14 protein-coding genes and 1 riboswitch are annotated in these 18,321 nt (G+C 70.6%); of the genes, 3 read left to right on the plus strand and 11 right to left on the minus strand.

All coding sequences use genetic code 11. The features are described 5' to 3' along the window. A riboswitch (cyclic di-AMP (ydaO/yuaA leader) is annotated at positions 1-169 on the minus strand. 233 nt (positions 170-402) lie between these two features. Then, positions 403-1,785, minus strand: coding sequence for a M16 family metallopeptidase (locus tag BLW14_RS07170; protein WP_093705467.1), 1,383 nt, complete (start codon positions 1,783-1,785; stop codon positions 403-405). A gap of 26 nt (positions 1,786-1,811) precedes the next feature. Continuing rightward, complete coding sequence (locus tag BLW14_RS07175; RefSeq protein WP_177153912.1) at positions 1,812-3,167, minus strand: M16 family metallopeptidase; 1,356 nt, start codon at positions 3,165-3,167, stop codon at positions 1,812-1,814. A gap of 310 nt (positions 3,168-3,477) precedes the next feature. Between BLW14_RS07175 and BLW14_RS07180 the strand changes: the two genes are divergently transcribed. After that, on the plus strand, positions 3,478-5,928 hold the full coding sequence (locus tag BLW14_RS07180) for a DNA gyrase/topoisomerase IV subunit A (protein ID WP_093705469.1): 2,451 nt from the start codon (positions 3,478-3,480) through the stop codon (positions 5,926-5,928). Between the two features lie 26 nt (positions 5,929-5,954). Here BLW14_RS07180 and BLW14_RS07185 read toward each other — a convergent pair whose 3' ends face one another. Together BLW14_RS07185 and BLW14_RS07190 are read right to left on the minus strand one after the other, a co-directional pair. Further along, positions 5,955-7,055, minus strand: coding sequence for a CobW family GTP-binding protein (locus BLW14_RS07185; RefSeq protein ID WP_093705471.1), 1,101 nt, complete (start codon positions 7,053-7,055; stop codon positions 5,955-5,957). 19 nt (positions 7,056-7,074) lie between these two features. Continuing rightward, on the minus strand, positions 7,075-8,235 hold the full coding sequence (locus tag BLW14_RS07190) for a citrate synthase/methylcitrate synthase (protein WP_093705473.1): 1,161 nt from the start codon (positions 8,233-8,235) through the stop codon (positions 7,075-7,077). Between the two features lie 136 nt (positions 8,236-8,371). On the opposite strand from BLW14_RS07190, the gene BLW14_RS07195 reads away from it, so the two are divergent. After that, the gene (locus tag BLW14_RS07195) at positions 8,372-9,646 is read left to right on the plus strand and encodes a citrate synthase (RefSeq protein WP_093705475.1); all 1,275 of its coding nucleotides are present in this window, start codon (positions 8,372-8,374) and stop codon (positions 9,644-9,646) included. A gap of 40 nt (positions 9,647-9,686) precedes the next feature. Here the strand turns inward: BLW14_RS07195 and BLW14_RS07200 are convergent, their stop codons facing one another. Continuing rightward, a complete protein-coding gene (locus BLW14_RS07200; protein WP_093705477.1) occupies positions 9,687-10,709 on the minus strand; it encodes a LacI family DNA-binding transcriptional regulator in 1,023 nt (340 codons plus the stop codon). 203 nt (positions 10,710-10,912) lie between these two features. Here BLW14_RS07200 and BLW14_RS07205 point away from each other — a divergent pair, with 203 nt between their 5' ends. Next, positions 10,913-11,407: a hypothetical protein gene (locus BLW14_RS07205; protein ID WP_093705479.1), complete on the plus strand. Its 495-nt coding sequence runs from the start codon at positions 10,913-10,915 to the stop codon at positions 11,405-11,407. A gap of 16 nt (positions 11,408-11,423) precedes the next feature. Here BLW14_RS07205 and BLW14_RS07210 read toward each other — a convergent pair whose 3' ends face one another. The 6 genes from BLW14_RS07210 to BLW14_RS07235 all read right to left on the minus strand — a co-directional run bounded on the left by BLW14_RS07210 (position 11,424) and on the right by BLW14_RS07235 (position 18,201). Continuing rightward, positions 11,424-13,016, minus strand: coding sequence for a solute symporter family protein (locus tag BLW14_RS07210; protein ID WP_093705481.1), 1,593 nt, complete (start codon positions 13,014-13,016; stop codon positions 11,424-11,426). After that, entirely contained in the window at positions 13,013-13,456 is a 444-nt protein-coding gene (locus tag BLW14_RS07215; protein WP_093705483.1) for a DUF485 domain-containing protein, read from the minus strand. The genes BLW14_RS07210 and BLW14_RS07215 overlap by 4 nt, the downstream gene beginning before the upstream one ends. 131 nt (positions 13,457-13,587) lie before the next feature. Continuing rightward, positions 13,588-14,268, minus strand: coding sequence for a response regulator (locus BLW14_RS07220; protein ID WP_093705485.1), 681 nt, complete (start codon positions 14,266-14,268; stop codon positions 13,588-13,590). Then, the gene (locus tag BLW14_RS07225) at positions 14,265-15,428 is read right to left on the minus strand and encodes a sensor histidine kinase (RefSeq protein ID WP_093705487.1); all 1,164 of its coding nucleotides are present in this window, start codon (positions 15,426-15,428) and stop codon (positions 14,265-14,267) included. The genes BLW14_RS07220 and BLW14_RS07225 overlap by 4 nt, the downstream gene beginning before the upstream one ends. After that, on the minus strand, positions 15,425-15,943 hold the full coding sequence (locus BLW14_RS07230; protein WP_093705488.1) for a CcdC protein domain-containing protein: 519 nt from the start codon (positions 15,941-15,943) through the stop codon (positions 15,425-15,427). Before BLW14_RS07230 ends, BLW14_RS07225 begins: the two co-directional genes overlap by 4 nt. A gap of 137 nt (positions 15,944-16,080) precedes the next feature. After that, positions 16,081-18,201, minus strand: a complete 2,121-nt coding sequence (locus tag BLW14_RS07235) for a DNA gyrase/topoisomerase IV subunit B (protein WP_093705490.1) — start codon at positions 18,199-18,201, stop codon at positions 16,081-16,083. Positions 18,202-18,321 lie beyond the last annotated feature (120 nt).

Genomic DNA, 18,321 nt, shown 5'->3' on the forward strand with positions numbered 1-18,321 from the left:
CTTTCCTTCCTTCTCGCCTACCGGGTTAGCTGACGGGTTCGGAGCAGGAAGGTCTCCTACGGGCGCCTCGCCCCGGATGGGGGGCGCGGGCGTCCGATTCACCCCAGGGACTGCGTGGGTCCCCGGCTCCCCCGGCTCGCGCCTGACGGGGACTCGGCGATGGCTGCCCGGTACGTCACGGATGCGGCGTACGAGTGGCGGACAGCGGACCCGACGCTAAGCGGCCGGACTTCAAGCCACCAAACGGGCACGGGGTTTTGTAGCGCATCCCACAGGGTGAATCAGGGCATTACTCATAAGTCAGCCACATAACGGGCAAAAGCGTTCGGTCGTGCGGGGAGGCTCCGGCGCAACCACGCACCGGAGCCTCCCCGTTGCCCGTCCTACGGGCGAAGCGGCCGGTCAGCCGGTGACGACGGACACCTCGCCGATACCGAGGGCCCGGACCGGCTCCGCGATGCGGGAGGCGTCGCCGACCAGGACCGTGACCAGCCGGTCCACCGGGAAGGCGTTGACCGCGGCTGCGGTCGCCTCCACCGTGCCGGTCTCGGCGAGGCGGGCGTACAGCGTCGCCTGATAGTCGTCCGGGAGGTGCTGCTCCACCTGGTCGGCGAGGGTGCTCGCCACGGAGGCGGCCGTCTCGAACTTCAGCGGGGCCACCCCCACGAGGTTCTGCACGGCCGTCTCGCGCTCGGAGTCCGTCAGGCCCTCGGCGGCCAGCGTGCGCAGGACCTTCCAGAGGTCGTCCAGGGCCGGGCCGGTGGACTCGGTGTCCACGGAACCGCTGATGGCCAGCATCGCGGCGCCCGTCGCACCAGAGGCGGAGTCAGCGGCACTGGAGCGGAGCACCTGCGCGAAGGCCCGCACGCCGTACGTGTAGCCCTTCTCCTCGCGCAGGACCCGGTCGAGCCGGGAGGTGAGCGTGCCGCCCAGGCAGTAGGTGCCGAGGACCTGGGCAGGCCACACGCTGTCGTGGCGGTCGGCGCCGATGCGGCCGATCAGCAACTGCGTCTGCACCGCACCCGGGCGGTCCACGATGATCACGCGGCCGGTGTCGTCGGCCGTGATCGGCGGAGCCGGGCGGGGCTCGACGGTGTTCCCCGACCAGTCGCCGAGGGTCTCGGCGAGCAGGGCGTCCAGGTCGATGCCGGTGAGGTCGCCGACGACCACGACGGTCGCGGCCGACGGGCGGATGTGCGCGTCGTAGAAGGCGCGCACGGCCGCGGTGTCGATGCGCTCGATGGTCTTCTCGGTGCCCAGGCGCGGGCGCGACATGCGGGCCGTGGCCGGGAACAGCTCCTTGGAGAGCTGCTTGGCCGCACGGCGGGCCGGGTTGGCCTGCTCGTGCGGGATCTCGTCCAGCCGGTTGCGCACCAGCCGCTCGATCTCGCTGTCCGCGAAGGCCGGTGCCCGCAGCGCCTCGGCGACCAGCCCGAGCGCCTTGGCCAGCCGGGAGGCCGGGACCTCCAGGGAGACCCGGACGCCCGGGTGGTCGGCGTGGGCGTCGAGGGTCGCACCGCACCGCTCCAGCTCGGCGGCGAACTCCTCGGCGCTCTGCTTGTCGGTGCCCTCGGACAGGGCGCGGGACATGATCGTGGCCACGCCGTCCAGGCCCTCGGGCTCGGCGTCCAGGGGGGCGTCGATGAAGATCTCGACGGCGACGACCTGCTGGCCGGGGCGGTGGCAGCGCAGCACCGTCAGCCCGTTGGGCAGGGAGCCGCGCTCCGGCGCGGGGAAGGCCCAGGGCCGCGCCGAGCCGGGTGTGGGCCGGGGGTGGTATTGCATCGAAACTTCAGTCGCGGCAGCGTCGGTCACTGGTCCGCCCCTTCATGCGCGTCGGTGTCGGTGTCGGCCTCTTCGGCGGACTCGACCGGTTCGTAGACCAGGACCGCCCGGTTGTCGGGCCGCAGCTGGGCCTGCGCGGCCGCCTTGACCTCCTCGGCGGTGACGTCGAGGACCCGGTTCACAGCGGTCAGCGCGAGCTGCGGGTCGCCGAACAGCACCGCGTACCTGCACAGTTCGTCGGCGCGGCCCGAGACCGTCCCGAGCCGGTCGAGCCACTCGCGCTCCAACTGGGCCTGGGCGCGCTCCATCTCCTCGGGCGTGGGGCCTTCCTCGGCGAACCGGGCCAGCTCCTCGTCGACCGCGGCCTCGATCTCGGCCACCTCGACGCCGCCCGACGTCTTGACGTCCAGCCAGCCCAGGGAGGGCGCGCCGGCGAGCCGGAGCAGTCCGAACCCGGCGGCCACCGCCGTACGGTCGCGGCGGACCAGGCGGTTGTGGAGGCGGGAGGACTCGCCGCCGCCCAGCACGGTCAGGGCGAGGTCCGCGGCGTCGCACTCGCGGGTGCCGTCGTGGGGCAGCCGGTAGGCGGCCATCAGGGCGCGCGCCGGCACCTCCTCGCGGACCTCCTCGCGCAGCTGGCCGCCCATGACCGGGGGCAGCGAGCCGTCACGCGGCGGCTGCTTGCCGTCGTGGGAGGGGATGGAGCCGAAGTACTTCTCGATCCAGGCGAGGGTCTGCTCGGGGTCGATGTCGCCGACGACCGACAGCACGGCGTTGTTCGGCGCGTAGTACGTACGGAAGAAGGTGCGGGCGTCCTCGAGGGTCGCCGCGTCCAGGTCGGCCATGGAGCCGATCGGGGTGTGGTGGTACGGGTGGCCCTCGGGGTAGGCGAGGGCGGTCAGCCGCTCGAACGCGGTGCCGTACGGGACGTTGTCGTAGCGCTGGCGGCGCTCGTTCTTGACGACGTCGCGCTGGTTCTCCATGGACTCCTCGTCGAGCGCGGCGAGCAGCGAGCCCATCCGGTCGGCTTCGAGCCACAGGGCCAGCTCCAGCTGGTGCGTGGGCATCGTCTCGAAGTAGTTGGTCCGCTCGAAACTGGTGGTGCCGTTGAGCGAACCGCCGGCACCCTGCACCAGCTCGAAGTGTCCGTTCCCCTTGACCTGTCCGGAGCCCTGGAACATCAGGTGCTCGAAGAGGTGGGCCAGGCCCGTGCGGCCCTTGACCTCGTGGCGCGAGCCGACGTCGTACCAGAGGCAGACCGCCGCGACCGGGGTCAGATGGTCCTCGGAGAGCACCACGCGCAGGCCATTGGCCAGACGGTGCTCGGTCGCTGTCAGGCCGCCGGAGCCGGCCTGGGCGGTGGCCGTGTGACCCATGGGCATGTACGTCCCTTCGATCGCGCTACTGGATGTCCATATGAAGAAGCCGCTGCGGGAAGCTGCTTCGAAAGGTTGCTTCGAGACACAGCCACTGTATGCAAGCGAACCGGCACCTGCCGAAGTTCCCGCCCGGCGAAGCTTCGCGCGAAATTCCCCGGAAGGGGGTCCTCCGGCGCCTCGGGACGCACGGCGAGGGGGCTTTGGGACGGGTCGAGGTCGGGGTTGTCGGTGCGGCGGTCCACAATGGTGCGCGTCAGAACCTGAGGGAACCTGAGGTTGCCCGATCGAAATCCGTGAAGGAGTCGCAGCAGCGATGGCCCGCCGCAGCACGAAGACCCCGCCGCCGGTCGACTTCGAGGAGAAGATCCTCGACATCGACGTCGTCGACGAAATGCAGGGCTCCTTCCTCGAGTACGCGTACTCGGTGATCTACTCCCGCGCCCTGCCCGACGCCCGGGACGGCATGAAGCCGGTGCACCGCCGCATCGTGTACCAGATGAACGAGATGGGCCTGCGCCCGGACCGCGGCTTCGTGAAGTGCGCCCGGGTCGTCGGCGAGGTCATGGGCAAGCTGCACCCGCACGGCGACGCGTCGATCTACGACGCGCTGGTGCGCATGGCCCAGCCGTTCTCCATGCGTCTGCCACTCGTCGACGGACACGGGAACTTCGGCTCCCTGGGCAACGACGACCCGCCGGCCGCCATGCGGTACACCGAGTGCCGGATGGCCGACGCGACCTCGCTGATGACGGAGTCGATCGACGAGGAGACGGTCGCCTTCCAGTCGAACTACGACGGTCAGGAGCAGGAGCCGGTCGTCCTCCCGGCTGCCTACCCCAACCTCCTGGTCAACGGCACGACCGGGATCGCGGTCGGCATGGCGACCAACATGCCGCCGCACAACCTGGGCGAGGTCATCGCCGCCGCCCGGCATCTGATCAAGCATCCGGGCGCGGACCTGGAGACGCTGATGCGGTTCGTCCCCGGTCCCGACCTGCCGACCGGCGGGCGGATCGTGGGCCTGGGCGGCATCAAGGACGCGTACGCCAAGGGGCGCGGCACCTTCAAGATCCGTGCCACGGCCACCGTCGAGAACGTCACACCGCGCCGCAAGGGCCTCGTCGTCACCGAACTCCCCTTCACCGTCGGGCCCGAGAAGGTCATCTCCAAGATCAAGGACCTGGTCTCGGCGAAGAAGCTCCAGGGCATCGCCGACGTCAAGGACCTCACCGACCGCTCGCACGGCCTGCGTCTGGTCATCGAGATCAAGAACGGCTTCGTGCCGGAGGCGGTACTGGAGCAGCTCTACAAGCTGACGCCGATGGAGGAGTCCTTCGGCATCAACAACGTGGCGCTGGTCGACGGCCAGCCGCTCACTTTGGGCCTCAAGGAGCTGCTCGAGGTCTATCTCGACCACCGCTTCGACGTGGTGCGCCGGCGCAGCGAGTTCCGCCGGACCAAGCGCCGCAACCGGCTGCATCTGGTCGAGGGTCTGCTCGTCGCGCTGGTCGACATCGACGAGGTCATCCGGCTCATCCGCTCCAGCGACAATTCGGCGCAGGCGAAGGAGCGGCTCATGGAGCGCTTCTCGCTGAGCGAGATCCAGACGCAGTACATCCTCGACACGCCGCTGCGCCGGCTGACCCGGTTCGACCGGATCGAGCTGGAGAGCGAGCGGGACCGGCTCGATGCCGAGATCGCCGAGCTGACGACGATCCTGGAATCGGATGCCGAACTGCGCAAGCTGGTCTCCTCGGAACTGGCCGCGGTCGCCAAGAAGTTCGGGACGGCCCGGCGTACGGTGCTGCTGGAGTCGGCCGGTTCGCAGGTCGCGTCGGTGCCGCTGGAGGTGGCGGACGACCCGTGCCGGGTGCTGCTGTCCTCGACGGGCCTGCTGGCGCGTACGGCCAACGACGACCCGATCGTCTTCGCCGAGGGTGCCAAGCGGTCCAAGCACGACGTGATCGTCTCCGCGGTGCCGGGGACGGCCCGGGGTGACATCGGGGTGGTGACGTCGAACGGGCGGCTGCTGCGGCTGCCGGTGATCGACCTCCCCCAGCTGCCGGACACGCATGCGGCGCCCAATCTGTCCGGCGGGGCGATGGTCGGGGAGTTCCTGACGCTGGAGGCGGACGAGGAGGTCGTCTGCCTCACCACGCTCGACGAGTCGTCACCGGGCCTCGCCGTCGGCACGCTCCAGGGCGTCGTCAAGCGCGTGGTGCCGGACTATCCGGCCAACAAGGACGAGCTGGAGGTCATCGCCCTCAAGGACGGTGACCGGATCGTCGGCGCGGTGGAGCTGCGGACGGGCGAGGAGGACCTGGTCTTCATCACCTCGGACGCGCAGTTGCTGCGCTACCCCGCTGCACAGGTGCGCCCGCAGGGACGGGCGGCCGGCGGTATGGCGGGCGTCAAGCTGGCCTCGGGGGCCAGGGTGCTGTCGTTCGCGGCGGTGGACCCGGCGGCGGATGCCGCGGTGTTCACGGTCGCCGGTTCGCACGGCACGCTGGACGACTCGGTCCTGACCTGCAAGCTCACCCCGTTCGACCAGTACCCCCGCAAGGGCCGGGCGACCGGTGGGGTGCGCTGCCAGCGGTTCCTGAAGGGCGAGGACGTGCTGGTGTTCGCCTGGGCGGGGACGACGCCGGCCAGGGCCGCGCAGAAGAACGGCACCCCGGCCACGCTGCCCGAGCCCGACCCGAGGCGCGACGGTTCCGGGACGCCGCTGGCGAACCCGGTCGCGGTGATCGCCGGCCCGGTGTAGGCCGTACGGTCCGGCGGCGGGGCGCGTTACGCGTCGTCGTCGCCGGGCTGTCGCACGTACCGCAGGACGCCCCACATGGCTCGCTCGTGTGCGGCGTCCTGCCGCGTCTCCGCGGCAGGCTCCCCCGTAACGCGGCAGCCTTCCAGCTCCTTGCGCAGCGCGGGTGCGTCGATGCCGGAGCCGATCAGGACGAGCTGGGTCCGCTTCGGCCCGCCGCGTGTCCAGGGCTGGGGCGTGAACCTCAGGAACCGGCCGACCGCGTGCACCCCGTAGGCGTTGCCCGGGTCGCCCGCGCCGAAGTCGACGTACCCCTTGATGCGGTACAGCCCTTCGGGCCGTGAGTCGAGGAACTCCATCAGCCGCCGCGGATCCATCGGCACGTCGGAGTCGAAGTCGACGCTCTCGTACGCGGTGTGCAGATGGCCGTCGTGCCCGTGGCCGTCCTGCGCCGCGCGCTCCTCCAGGTAGAGGTCCTCGAAGGTGAGCTGACGCGCCTTCTCCTCGCTGTCGGGCCGCAGCGCCGGGTCGAAGAGCAGCTCCGGGTCGATGCGCCCGTACGTGGCGGGAACGATCGCCGCCGTGCTGCCGGTCTCCGCGACGGCCTTCCGGATGCGGGCGCACTCCTCGTCCCCGGCCCGGTCCGTCTTGTTGAGCACGACGAGATCGGCCACCGCGAGATGGCGGCCGATCTCCGGATGGCGCTCCCGGGTCGCCTCGAACTCGGCGGCGTCGACCACCTCGACCAGTCCCCCGTACACGATGCGCGGGTTGTCGCTGGCGAGGATCATCCGGACGAGTTCCTGCGGCTCGGCGAGGCCGCTCGCCTCGATGACGATCACGTCGAGCCTCGCGGAGGGCCGGGTCAGCGTTTCCAGATACGTGTCCAGCTCGCTCGCGTCGACCGCGCAGCACAGGCAGCCGCCGCCCAGCGACACGGTGGAGCCGACCTGCCCGGAGACGGACATGGCGTCGATCTCGATGGCCCCGAAGTCGTTGACGATCACGCCGATCCGGTTGCCCGCGCGGTGGAGCAGGAGGTGGTTGAGCAGCGTCGTCTTGCCGGATCCCAGGAATCCCGCGAGGACGACGACCGGGATCTGCGGGCTGCGGGGCGACGACGAGCTCAACGGGGGCCTTCCTGCGGGGTCAGACGGCGGGGACCGGCTGGGGCGGGGGCGGGCCCATGTAGCGGGCCGCCGGGCGGATGATCTTCGAGTCCTCCGCCTGCTCCAGGATATTGGCGCTCCAGCCCACGACCCGCGCCGCGCAGAAGGTCGGCGTGAACATCTCACGCGGCAGCCCGCACAGCTCCATGACCACTCCGGCGTAGAACTCCACGTTGGTGTGCAGTTCGCGCCCCGGCTTCAGCTCGGCGAGGATGGCCTCGACCTGGCGCTCCACCTCGACGGCGAAGTCCACCAGCGGGCCGCCGAAGCCCTGGGCGATGGACCGCAGCATGCGGGAGCGGGGGTCCTCGGTGCGGTAGACGGGGTGGCCGAAGCCCATGATCCGGTCTCCGGCGAGCACACGTTCGCGGATCCAGCCGTCGATGCGGTCGGGGGTGCCGATCGCGTCGAGCGTGTCGAGGGCGCGGCTGGGCGCGCCGCCGTGCAGCGGTCCGGAGAGCGCTCCGACGGCGGCCACCAGGCAGGCGGCTACGTCCGCCCCGGTCGAGGCTACGACGCGCCCGGTGAACGTCGAGGCGTTGAAGCCGTGGTCGATCGTGGAGATCAGGTACTGCTCGACGGCCCTGACCCGGGCATCGTCCGGAACGGATCCGGTGAGCATGTACAGGTAGTTGGCCGCGTGCGGGAGGTCGGAACGCGGCTCGACGGGGTCGAGCCCCTGGCCGAGGCGGTGCAGTGCGGTCAGCACGGTGGGGACGGCGGCGCAGACGGCCAGCGCGTCGGCACGCCGCCGCTCCGTATCGATGTCGTACACCGGCCGGAATCCTGCCGACGCCCCGAGCAGGGAGAGCACCGTACGCAGCCCGGACAGGGGCCCCGACACCGCGCTCGCCCGCGCTATGGCGGGCAGGGCTTCGCGTACCTCGTCCGGCAGTACACGCAGCGCGGCCGTGCGGGCGGCGAAGGCGGCGCGGGCGGCCGGGCCGGGCAGCTCGCCCTCGGTCATGAGGTACCAGACGTCCTCGAAGCTGCGGGACTGGGCCAGCTCCACCGCCGAGTACTGGCGGTAGTGGTAGAAGCCCTCGCGGCCCCGGACGTCGCCCAGGGCCGTATCGGTCACGACGACACCCGCGAGGCCTCGGGGGACGTCGAGCGGTGTTCCGCCGGTCATGGTCGTCATTGCTTCCTCCGTGGACTGGTCCGGGTACTCATTGATATTGATTCGACTGTCCATGCATGACTGGATCTCTGTCAATATTGATTGAATCAATGTGCACTCATGGATGCCCTGGACGGCATATGGATACGGTGGTGGCATGACGGAGCGATCAGAGGCGGACGCGCAGCGACCGGACGCGGGCGGGCAGCGGCTCACGACACGGGAGACCGCCGAGCGGCTGGGGGTGAAGCCCGAGACGGTGTACGCCTACGTCAGCCGGGGCCAGCTGAGCAGCAGCCGCGCGCCGGGCGGACGCGGCAGCACGTTCGACGCTGCGGAGGTCGACGCGCTGGTCCGGCGCAATGGGCGCAGGGAACCGTCCTCGGCCCAGGGCGAGCCGGCCGTCCGAACCGGCATCACCCTCATCGCCGACGACCGCTACTACTTCCGGGGCGTGGACGCGACGGAGCTGGCCGCGCGCTACTCGTACGAGGAGGTCGCAGAGTGGCTGTGGACCGGTGAGCTGCGACCGGGCATCCGCTTCACGGCCCCGGAGCAGGCGGTGGTGGCGGCCCGACGGGCGGTCGGAGCGCTGCCGGTGCACTGCGGCTCCACGGACCGGCTGCGGGTGGCGGTGGTCGCCGCGGCTGCCGCGGATCCGCTGCGCTTCGACCTGTCGCGCGACGCGGTGCTCGGGGGCGCGCGGAGCCTGATCCCCGCGCTGGTCGCGGCGTTGCCGACGGTAAGCGGGGAGGAGGGCCGCCTGTCGGCTTCCGACAGCCTGGCCCGTCAACTGTGGCCGAAACTCGCCGCCCGTCAGCCCGACGACCCCTCACTCTCCGCCCTGAACACGGCACTTGCGCTGCTGATCGACCACGATCTGGCCGCCTCCACACTGGCCGCCAGAGTCGCCGCGTCGGCCCGGGCGCATCCGTACGCGGTGGTGTCGGCGGGGCTCGGCGTCCTGGAGGGCCCCCTGCATGGCGCGGCGAGCGGCCTGGCGCACCGGATGCTGGCGGAGGTCCTGGAACGCGGTGGCGCCGCCCCGGTGGTGGCGGACCATCTGAGGGCCGGCCGTCGGGTGCCGGGGCTCGGGCACCGGCTGTACACCGGCGAGGACCCGCGCGCCCGCACACTGTTCGGCCTGCTCGCGCGCATCCCGCAGGCGGGGCCGGCCCTGGCCGCCGCCCGTGAGGTGGTCGCCACCACGGCGCGCGACACGCCCCTGCACGCGAACGTCGACCTGGCACTGGCCGTGCTCTCGGTCGCCTCGGGCATGCCTGCGGAGGCGGGAGAAACGATATTCGCGATCTCCCGCACGGCGGGCTGGATCGCGCATGCCCTGGAGGAGTACGGGGAACGCCCGCTGCGGATGCGTCCCAGCGGGCACTACACCGGACCCCGGCCGCCGCAGCCGCTCCCATACCCGTAGGCACGCAATTGCGGGCAGCGGCGGCGCAAATTAGCGACGGTCAGCGGGAAGTCGTCGTGCGCGGAGGCTGGGCCGTGGAACCCCGAACGACCAGCTCCGGCTCGAAGAGCAGCTCGTCGGAGGGCACCGCGCGGCCGCCGATCTGCACGGAGAGCAGCTCGACGGCGGCGCGCCCCATGGCCTCGATCGGCTGGCGGACGGTGGTGAGCGGGGGCTCGGTGCAGTTCATGAAGGCAGAGTCGTCGTACCCCACGACGGACACGTCGTCGGGCACCGACAGGCCCCGCCGCCGCGCCGCGCGCACGGCCCCGAGGGCGAGCGGGTCGCTGGCGCAGATGAACCCGGTGACCCCCTCGTCCAGCAGCCGCGTGGCAGCGGCCTGCCCGCCCTCCAGCGAGAACATCGCGCGGGTCACCCACTCGTCCGGGATGCTCGTGCCCGACTCCACGGCGAGTGCCCGCGCGGCGGCCAGCTTGCGCTGCGAGGGCATGTGGTCCGAGGGGCCGAGCACCAGGCCGATGCGCTCGTGCCCCAGCGAGACCAAGTGGCGCCAGGCCTGCTCGACGGCCACCGAGTCGTCGCAGGAGACACAGGGGAAGCCGAGGTGGGCAATGGCCGCGTTGATCAGGACCACCGGGATCTTGCGGTCGGCCAGCACCTTGTAGTGGTCGTGCGGCGCGTCGGCCTGGGCGTAGAGACCGCCGGCGAAGACCACACCCGAGACCTGCTGCTGCAGGAGCAGTTCGACGTAGTCCGCCTCGGAGACACCCCCCTTGGTCTGCGTGCACAGGACCGGGGTGAGGCCCTGCTGGGCGAGGGCACCGCCGACCACCTCGGCGAAGGCGGGGAAGATCGGGTTCTGCAGCTCGGGCAGGACGAGGCCCACCAGCCGCGCCCGTTCACCGCGCAGCTGGGTCGGGCGCTCGTAGCCGAGAACGTCCAGCGCGGACAGGACGGCCTGCCGCGTGGCGTCGGAAACACCCGGCTTGCCGTTGAGCACCCGGCTGACCGTGGCCTCGCTGACTCCAACCTTCTGTGCCACCTGAGCAAGTCGTCGCGTCATACGCGCAAGATTAGCGCAAGAAACGCAAGCAGATTGCGTGGGGTGGGAGTCGAAGACGAATTTCGGCAAATCCCGGTAAGAAGCTTCTTTCCAGCCCGCTGAGCCCTGCGCCGACCGCTCCCCCGTCGGCGCCACCGTACCCGCCGCCACCCCGACCGGGCACCCCTAGGGGCGTGAGCCGAACCGGCCATACCCTCGAAGTCATGAACGAGTTCGAGGGCGGCGACGGCCGGCATCTGTCCATGACCAACGGCGGTACGGCGGTGTTCGTGGATGTGCTGACATTCGCCGTCTCGGAGCTGGCCCGCGAACCATGGGACTTCCGCTTCGCCGCCCTCCTGTCGCTCCAGGACCAGAACATCATGGGGCGTGGCGTGGTCGGCTTCGCTCTGGACGAGCTCGACTGGGGCGACTCGCCGCAGGACGCCGCCGCGGCCAAGGACTTCCTGCTGCGCGTCCTCGACCTGGCCCTGTCCCGCCACCGGTGGGAGGAGTTGACGTACGAACCTCCGCGGGCGGAGGGCTACTTGCGCACCTACCGGTCGATGGTGGAGGACTTCGACCCTACTACCGCGAAGCCCGGCGCGGACGCCCTGCCGGGGCCGCACGAGGCCGCGATGGCCTCATGCGTACGCCACCGAGTCCTGAACGCGCTGCCTTTCTGGGAGGCATGCGTGTTCTGCACAGAGGGGGTCTGACCGTCCGGCGCAGGGCTCAGACCGCACCGGCACCCGTCAATGCACGCACCTCGATCTCCGCGTGCTTGGCCGCGTCCGGCGGTTCATTCGCGGTGACGGTACCGGCCCAGCCGGCCAGGAAGCCGAGCGGGATGGAGACCAGGCCGGGATTCTCCAGCGGGAAGACCTGGAAGTCCACGCCGGGGAAGAGCGAGCTGGGGCTGCCGGAAACGACCGGGGAGAGTACCACGAGCAGCACGGCCGGAATCAGTCCTCCGTAGACCGACCAGACCGCCCCGCGTGTGGTGAAGTTCCGCCAGAACAGCGAGTAGAGCAGGACCGGCAGGTTGGCCGACGCCGCGACGGCGAAGGCGAGGCCCACCAGGAACGCCACGTTGAGATCCTGGGCGAGCAGACCGAGGCCGATGGCGACGACTCCGATGCCTGCCGCCGCCACCCGGGCCACGGTCACCTCGCTGCGTTGCCTGCTGCCGGGCCGCTTGAGCGAGGCGTAGAGATCGTGGGCCACGGACGCGGACGAGGCGAGGGTGATCCCCGCGACGACGGCCAGGATCGTGGCGAAGGCGACGGCGGCGACCACGGCGAACAGGATCGTGCCCCCGGTGGAGCCATCTCCCCCGCCCAGGACCATGGCCAGCAGCGGCACAGCCGTGTTTCCCGCGGGATTCGACTCCCGTACGTCGGCCGAACCCACGAGCGCGGCCGCCCCGAATCCCAGAACGATCGTCATCAGGTAGAAGCTGCCGATGAGCCCGATGGACCAGACGACGGACCGGCGGGCCGCGCGGGCGGTGGGGACGGTGTAGAAGCGGGACAGGATGTGCGGCAGCCCGGCGGTGCCCAGCACCAGGGCGAGGCCGAGGCTGATGAAGTCGATGCGCGCCGTCCAGCCCCCGCCGTACCGGAGACCGGGCGAGAGGAACTCCTTGCCGTGCCCACTGCGGTCGGCGGCGGAGTTGAGCAACTCGTTGACGTTCCCGTGGAAGTGGACCAGGACGAGGACGGTGAGCACCACGGTGCCGGCCATGAGCAGGACGGCCTTGACGATCTGGATCCAGGTGGTGGCCCGCATGCCGCCCAGCGACACGTACACGACCATGAGCGCGCCGACGCCGATGACGGTCCAGGAGCGGGCGGCACCACTCGTCCCGCCCAGGAGCAGGGCCACCAGACTGCCCGCACCGACCATCTGCGCCACCAGATACAGCACGGACACGGTGACCGAGGACGTCCCCGCGGCGATACGGACTGGGCGCTCCGCCATCCGGGCAGCGACCACGTCAGCGAGGGTGAACCGACCGCAGTTGCGCACGAGTTCCGCGACGAGCAGCAGAACGACGAGCCAGGCGACGAGGAAGCCGACGGAGTAGAGCATCCCGTCGTAGCCGAAGAGGGCGATCAGGCCGGAGATGCCCAGGAAAGAAGCGGCGGACATGTAGTCACCCGCGATGGCGAAACCGTTTTCCATGGGGGAGAACAGACGACCGCCGGCGTAGAACTCCTCCGCCGAACCGTGCCTGTTGCGGCTCACCCAGGTGGTGATGCCCAGGGTGACCGCGATGAAGGCGCTGAACAGCAGCAGCGCCAGTGTCTGGTGGTCGCCGCTCAACGTCCGGCCCCCCGTGTCATCTCCTGGGTCTCCCAGCGCAGATCCAGCGCGGCCCGGTCCCGGCGCAGCCGCGCGTGCCGTGCGTACGCCCCGGTGAGCAGAAACGTCGTCAGGAACTGGCCGAGCCCCACGACCATGGCCACATTGACGGCTCCGGCCACCGGCCGCGCCATCAGCCCGGGCGCCGCCACCGCCGTGACGACGTAGGCGAGGTACCAGACGAAGAAGGCGATGGTGGCGGGCACGACGAAGCGCCGGTAGCGGCGGCGCACCTCCTGGAAGGCCTCGCTGCGCTGCACGTCCAGGTAGATGTCCGCCGCGCTGTGGCCACCCCGCGGCGCGGCCCGCCCGGGCACCGGGGCTGGCGTGGAGCCCTCTGCGCCCTCCGGCTCCTCCCACCCGGGGGCCGGCGCGTCGTCCCACGGGTCGTCGAGCCGCACCGCTGCGGACTCGCGCCCTGCTTCCTTCTCCACCGAACAACTCCCCTTGTCCACGGACCACTTCGGCCGCGTATCCAAGAATGGGCAGATCGGGAAGATCCCGGGCACTTCATTCGCCAGACTTCACCTCTTCAGGTGAAGGATCTCCCAGGTGGACGGACCAGACCCCGCATGTAGGCGTAACGCACCGCCTGGGCCCGGTCGCGGAGCCCCGCCTTGGCGAAGAGGTTGTTGATATGGCTCTTCACCGTGGCCTGCGAGATGTGGAGGGAGCGGGCGATGTCCGCGTTGGACATCCCCTCGGCGATCAGGACCAGCACCTCGGCCTCACGAGGGGTCATCCCGTCCGGCAGCTCCGGCTCAGGACCCCCGCCACCGGCCTCGGGCGGCCCCGTGGTCACCCGCTCCAGCAGTCGGCGCTGCACTGTGGGCGAGAGCCCGGCCTCCCCTGAGAGCACGGCCTCGACCGCCCGTACGATCTCGTCGCCCCCGGCGTCCTTGGTCAGGTACCCCCGCGCCCCCGCCCGGAGCGCGGGAAACAGCGAGTCGTCGTCCGCGAACGTCGTGAGCACCACCACCTGCGTACCGGGAAACTCCTCCCTGATACGCCGGGTCGCCTCCACCCCGTCGCAGCGGGGCATCCGCAGATCCATCAGCACGACGTCCGGCGCGTGCTCGGCCACCTGCGCGACCGCTTCCTCCCCGTCCTTGGCCGATCCGACCACCTCGATTCCCGGCAGCAGGCCGAGCAGCATGACGATGCCCTCCCGCACCACCGCCTGGTCGTCGGCCACCACCACCCGCGCCGTCACGCGGGCACCCGCAGACTCACCACGAACCCCTCCTCGCCCGGACCGGCTTCCAGCGTGCCGCCCAGCAGTTCGGCGCGCTCCCGCATCCCGAGCAGACCGTATCCGGATCCGCTGACCGACAGGTCCCCTCCCGGCCCCCGCCCACCCGAGTCCCGCACCTCCAACACGACCCCATCGGGTCGGTACTCCAGCCGTATCAGCACCCTGGCGCCCGGCGCGTGCTTCCGGACGTTGGTCATCGCTTCCTGAGCCACCCGCCGGACCGTCTGCGACGCCTGGGCGGTCAGGGCCCGCTGCTCTCCCTCGACCCGGACCTCGGCCGGCTCGGCCGTCACCAGCTGCCGCAGGAAGTCCTCCACCGGTGACACCTCACCCCTCAGTGCGGAGAGCGCCTGACGCGTCTCCGAGAGGCCCTCCCGGGCCATGGAGCGGGCCGCGACCACCCGCTGCAGAACCTGGTCCCGGAATTCCCCCGCGGGCTCCCTCTCGATCAGCAGGCGCGCGGCCTCCAGGTGCACCAGCTGCGCGGAGAGGCTGTGCGCCAGCACGTCGTGGATCTCCCGGGCGATCCTGGAGCGCTCGTCCAGCGCGGCGGTCTCCGCCTCCGCCACTCTGGCCGCCCTCTCCTGGGCCAGCATCCGCCGCGCGTTGCCGCGGGCCTCGGCATCCAGGCGGAGCACGTACCCGGCGAGGCAGAGCCCTGCCGTGGTCACCGCGGTGGTCATCCAGTCGTCCATGTCGACCACCGCGTAAGCACCGAGGGCCACCGCTGTGGCCGGGACTCCCGCGGAGAGAGGCAGCCGTTCCAGCGAGGTGACCGCGCAGGCGCACCAGAGCACCGTCGCGGGCACGACGGCCGCCGCCTGCCCCGCACCGAACGCGGCCAGCATCAGCAGCCCGAGCAGGCCGAGCGACGGCCACAGACGGTGGGCGAGCGTGGTCCGGAAGAAGGCGACCGCGAGCAGTGCGCAGACGAACACCCCGAGAATCCCGACAACGATCTCCCAGGGCCCGAACGACCCGCTGGTGAAGGTCCCCCACAGCATCAGAGTGAGCAGGGCGGCCCGTACCGACCAGGCGATCCCGGTTCGCGCGCGGCTGCGGGTGTCCCGCTCGAGTGCCTCGCGCGAAGGCCAGCTCGTCCAGGCGGCGCGCGTCACACGAGGTCCTTCCGTTCCTGCCGGACCGGGACGCCGGCAGGAGCCCCACCGTACGGCGCGGGTATCGCCGCGGCCCGCTGCGCCATCAGCCCCTCCCGTACCAGCAGAGTCGCCCCGAGAGCCGCCATCAGGGCCGGGCTGTCCTGACGCACGCCCAGTACGACCGCTATCCCGTACAGAGCCGCCCGCAGGCCCAGTCCACCGGACCAGACCATGGCGGTGGCTTTGGTCCCCTTGCTCCACACAGAGCCGTCCTCGGCACGCCAGACGCGGGAGGTCCAGGCCCATCCGGCGCCCGTCACCACTCCGACCAAGATCTCGGCGCACAGCACGGTGGCCGAAGCTGTCCGATGGTGCTGGTCAATGAGGCCGGGCTCGCGCACGGCCATGACGAGCAGGACGGCGGGCAGGACCCACCGGCGCCCGTCGCCGGAGATCCGCTGTGCCGAGCACTGGCGGACCACGACGAGCGCGATGACCGCGACGATCACCAGGGCATTGACGAGCCCGGGCATGGGCACCTCCGAGATGCGAGAAGTTCTGCACCTCCGAAGCTACGGAAAGGCCCGGCTCAGCAGATCGGCTCCCGGGTGGATCATGGGTGGAGAAGCCGTCTCCACCCACGGGTGGAGACGACGTCCGGGAGCGACGCTCAGACGTCGATGCGTGAGCGGTCCAGCGTGGCCGCCGAACTGGTGATGAACTCCTTGCGCGGCGCCACCTCGTTGCCCATCAGCAGGTCGAAGACCTTCTCGGAGGACTCCAGGTCACCGATGTTGATCCGCCGCAGCGTGCGGTGGCGCGGGTCCATCGTGGTCTCCGCGAGCTGGTCGGCGTCCATCTCGCCCAGGCCCTTGTAGCGCTGGATCGAGTCCTTGTAGCGGATGTTCTTCCGCTGGAGCTCCAGCAGCCTCTGGCGCAACTCGTTGTCCGAGTACGTGTAGATGTACTTGTCCTGGCCCTTCTTCGGCTGGACCAGCTCGATCCGGTGGAGCGGGGGCACCGCGGCGAAGACCCGGCCGGCCTCGACCATCGGCCGCATGTACCGCTGGAAGAGCGTCAGCAGCAGGATGCGGATGTGGGCGCCGTCGACGTCCGCGTCGACCAGCAGCACGATCTTGCCGTACCGGGCGGCGTCGATGTCGAAGGTCCGCCCGGAGCCGGCTCCTATGACCTGGATGATCGCTCCGCACTCGGCGTTCTTCAGCATGTCGGAGACCGACGCCTTCTGAACGTTGAGGATCTTGCCGCGAATCGGCAGGAGTGCCTGGAACTCGCTGTTCCGTGCGAGCTTCGCCGTACCGAGCGCGGAGTCGCCCTCCACGATGAACAGCTCGCTGCGCTCCACGTCGTCGCTGCGGCAGTCGGCGAGCTTCGCCGGGAGCGAGGACGACTCCAGCGCCGTCTTGCGCCGTTGGGCGTCCTTGTGCTGACGGGCCGCGATCCGGGTGCGGGCGGCCGCCACCGCCTTGTCGAGGACGGCCCTGGCCTGCGCCTTCGCGTCCCGCTTGGTGGAGGTCAGGAACGCCTTGAGCTCCTTGGCGACGACGTTGGCGACGATCCGGTTGGCCGCGGATGTGCCCAGCACCTCCTTCGTCTGGCCCTCGAACTGCGGCTCCGCCAGGCGTACGGTCACGACCGCGGTGAGGCCCTCCAGGGCATCGTCCTTGACGATGTCGTCCTCGGCCACCCGCAGCAGCTTCGCGGAGCGCAGCACCTCGTTGACCGTCTTGGTCACGGAACGCTCGAACCCGCTCACGTGGGTGCCGCCCTTGGGGGTGGCGATGATGTTGACGAAGGACTTCAGGTTCGTGTCGTACCCGGTGCCCCAGCGCAGGGCGATGTCGACGCCCAGCTCGCGCGTGACCTCGGTGGCCGTCATGTGCCCACGGTCGTCCAGAACCGGGACGGTCTCCTTGAAGGTGCCCTGCCCCGTCAGTCGCAGAACGTCGCAGACGGCCTTGTCCTGCGCGAGGTACTCGCAGAACTCGCTGATGCCTCCGTCGAAGCGGAAGGTCTCCTCCGTCTTGCCTGCGCCTTCCAGCCCCCGCTCGTCGCGCACGACGATGGTCAGGCCAGGGACGAGGAAGGCCGTCTGGCGGGCCCGCTGGTGGAGCGTCTCCAGGTTGAGCTTGGCGTCCTTCAGGAAGATCTGCCGGTCGGCCCAGTACCGCACTCTCGTGCCGGTGCGGGCCTTCGGGACACGCTTGCCCTTGCGCAGCCCGTTGGCCGGATCGAACGGACTGTCCGGGCCCTGCTCCGTGAAGATCCCCGGGACGCCGCGCCGGAAGCTGATCGAGTGGGTCGCGCTGTTGCGGTCGACCTCGACGTCGAGCCTGGCGGAGAGGGCGTTGACCACGGAGGCGCCCACGCCGTGCAACCCGCCGGAAGCGGCGTACGAGCCGCCTCCGAACTTGCCTCCGGCGTGCAGCTTGGTCATCACGACCTCGACGCCGGACAGGCCGGTCTTGGGCTCGACGTCGACCGGGATGCCCCGGCCGTTGTCCCGGACCTCGACTGAGTTGTCGTCGTGGAGGACGACCTCGATGTGGTCGCAGTACCCGCCGAGAGCCTCGTCGACGGAGTTGTCGATGATCTCCCAGAGGCAGTGCATCAGGCCGCGGCTGTCGGTGGACCCGATGTACATGCCAGGGCGCTTACGAACCGCTTCGAGCCCCTCGAGTACGAGCAGGTGCCGCGCGGTGTAGTTGGAACCGTCTCGGTCTGCTCCGGTCAGCAGCGCAGTGGACGGCACGGACGTATCGGCGGTCACGCGGTTCGCTCCTCGCTGAATTTCATTTGGGGCCCAGTGGGTCACGGGCTCGCTTCGTTTGCCGCTGTGAGGGTACCGATGCCTGGTGGAGCGGGTGAAACGCCACCCTCGAAGAACCCT

The sequence above is a fragment of the Streptomyces sp. 2131.1 genome (assembly GCF_900105515.1).
In the GTDB taxonomy this organism is placed as follows: Bacteria; Actinomycetota; Actinomycetes; order Streptomycetales; family Streptomycetaceae; genus Streptomyces; species Streptomyces drozdowiczii.

Excerpts from the sequence above, each read along its gene's own strand:
- BLW14_RS07190 (WP_093705473.1), bottom strand. The coding sequence starts at position 8,235 with ATGACGACCATGACCGGCGGAACACCGCTCGACGTCCCCCGAGGCCTC.
- BLW14_RS07195 (WP_093705475.1), top strand. The coding sequence starts at position 8,372 with ATGACGGAGCGATCAGAGGCGGACGCGCAGCGACCGGACGCGGGCGGG.
- BLW14_RS07200 (WP_093705477.1), bottom strand. The coding sequence starts at position 10,709 with ATGACGCGACGACTTGCTCAGGTGGCACAGAAGGTTGGAGTCAGCGAG.
- BLW14_RS07175 (WP_177153912.1), bottom strand. The coding sequence starts at position 3,167 with ATGCCCATGGGTCACACGGCCACCGCCCAGGCCGGCTCCGGCGGCCTG.
- BLW14_RS07205 (WP_093705479.1), top strand. The coding sequence starts at position 10,913 with ATGAACGAGTTCGAGGGCGGCGACGGCCGGCATCTGTCCATGACCAAC.
- BLW14_RS07230 (WP_093705488.1), bottom strand. The coding sequence starts at position 15,943 with ATGCCCGGGCTCGTCAATGCCCTGGTGATCGTCGCGGTCATCGCGCTC.
- BLW14_RS07170 (WP_093705467.1), bottom strand. The coding sequence starts at position 1,785 with ATGCAATACCACCCCCGGCCCACACCCGGCTCGGCGCGGCCCTGGGCC.
- BLW14_RS07180 (WP_093705469.1), top strand. The coding sequence starts at position 3,478 with ATGGCCCGCCGCAGCACGAAGACCCCGCCGCCGGTCGACTTCGAGGAG.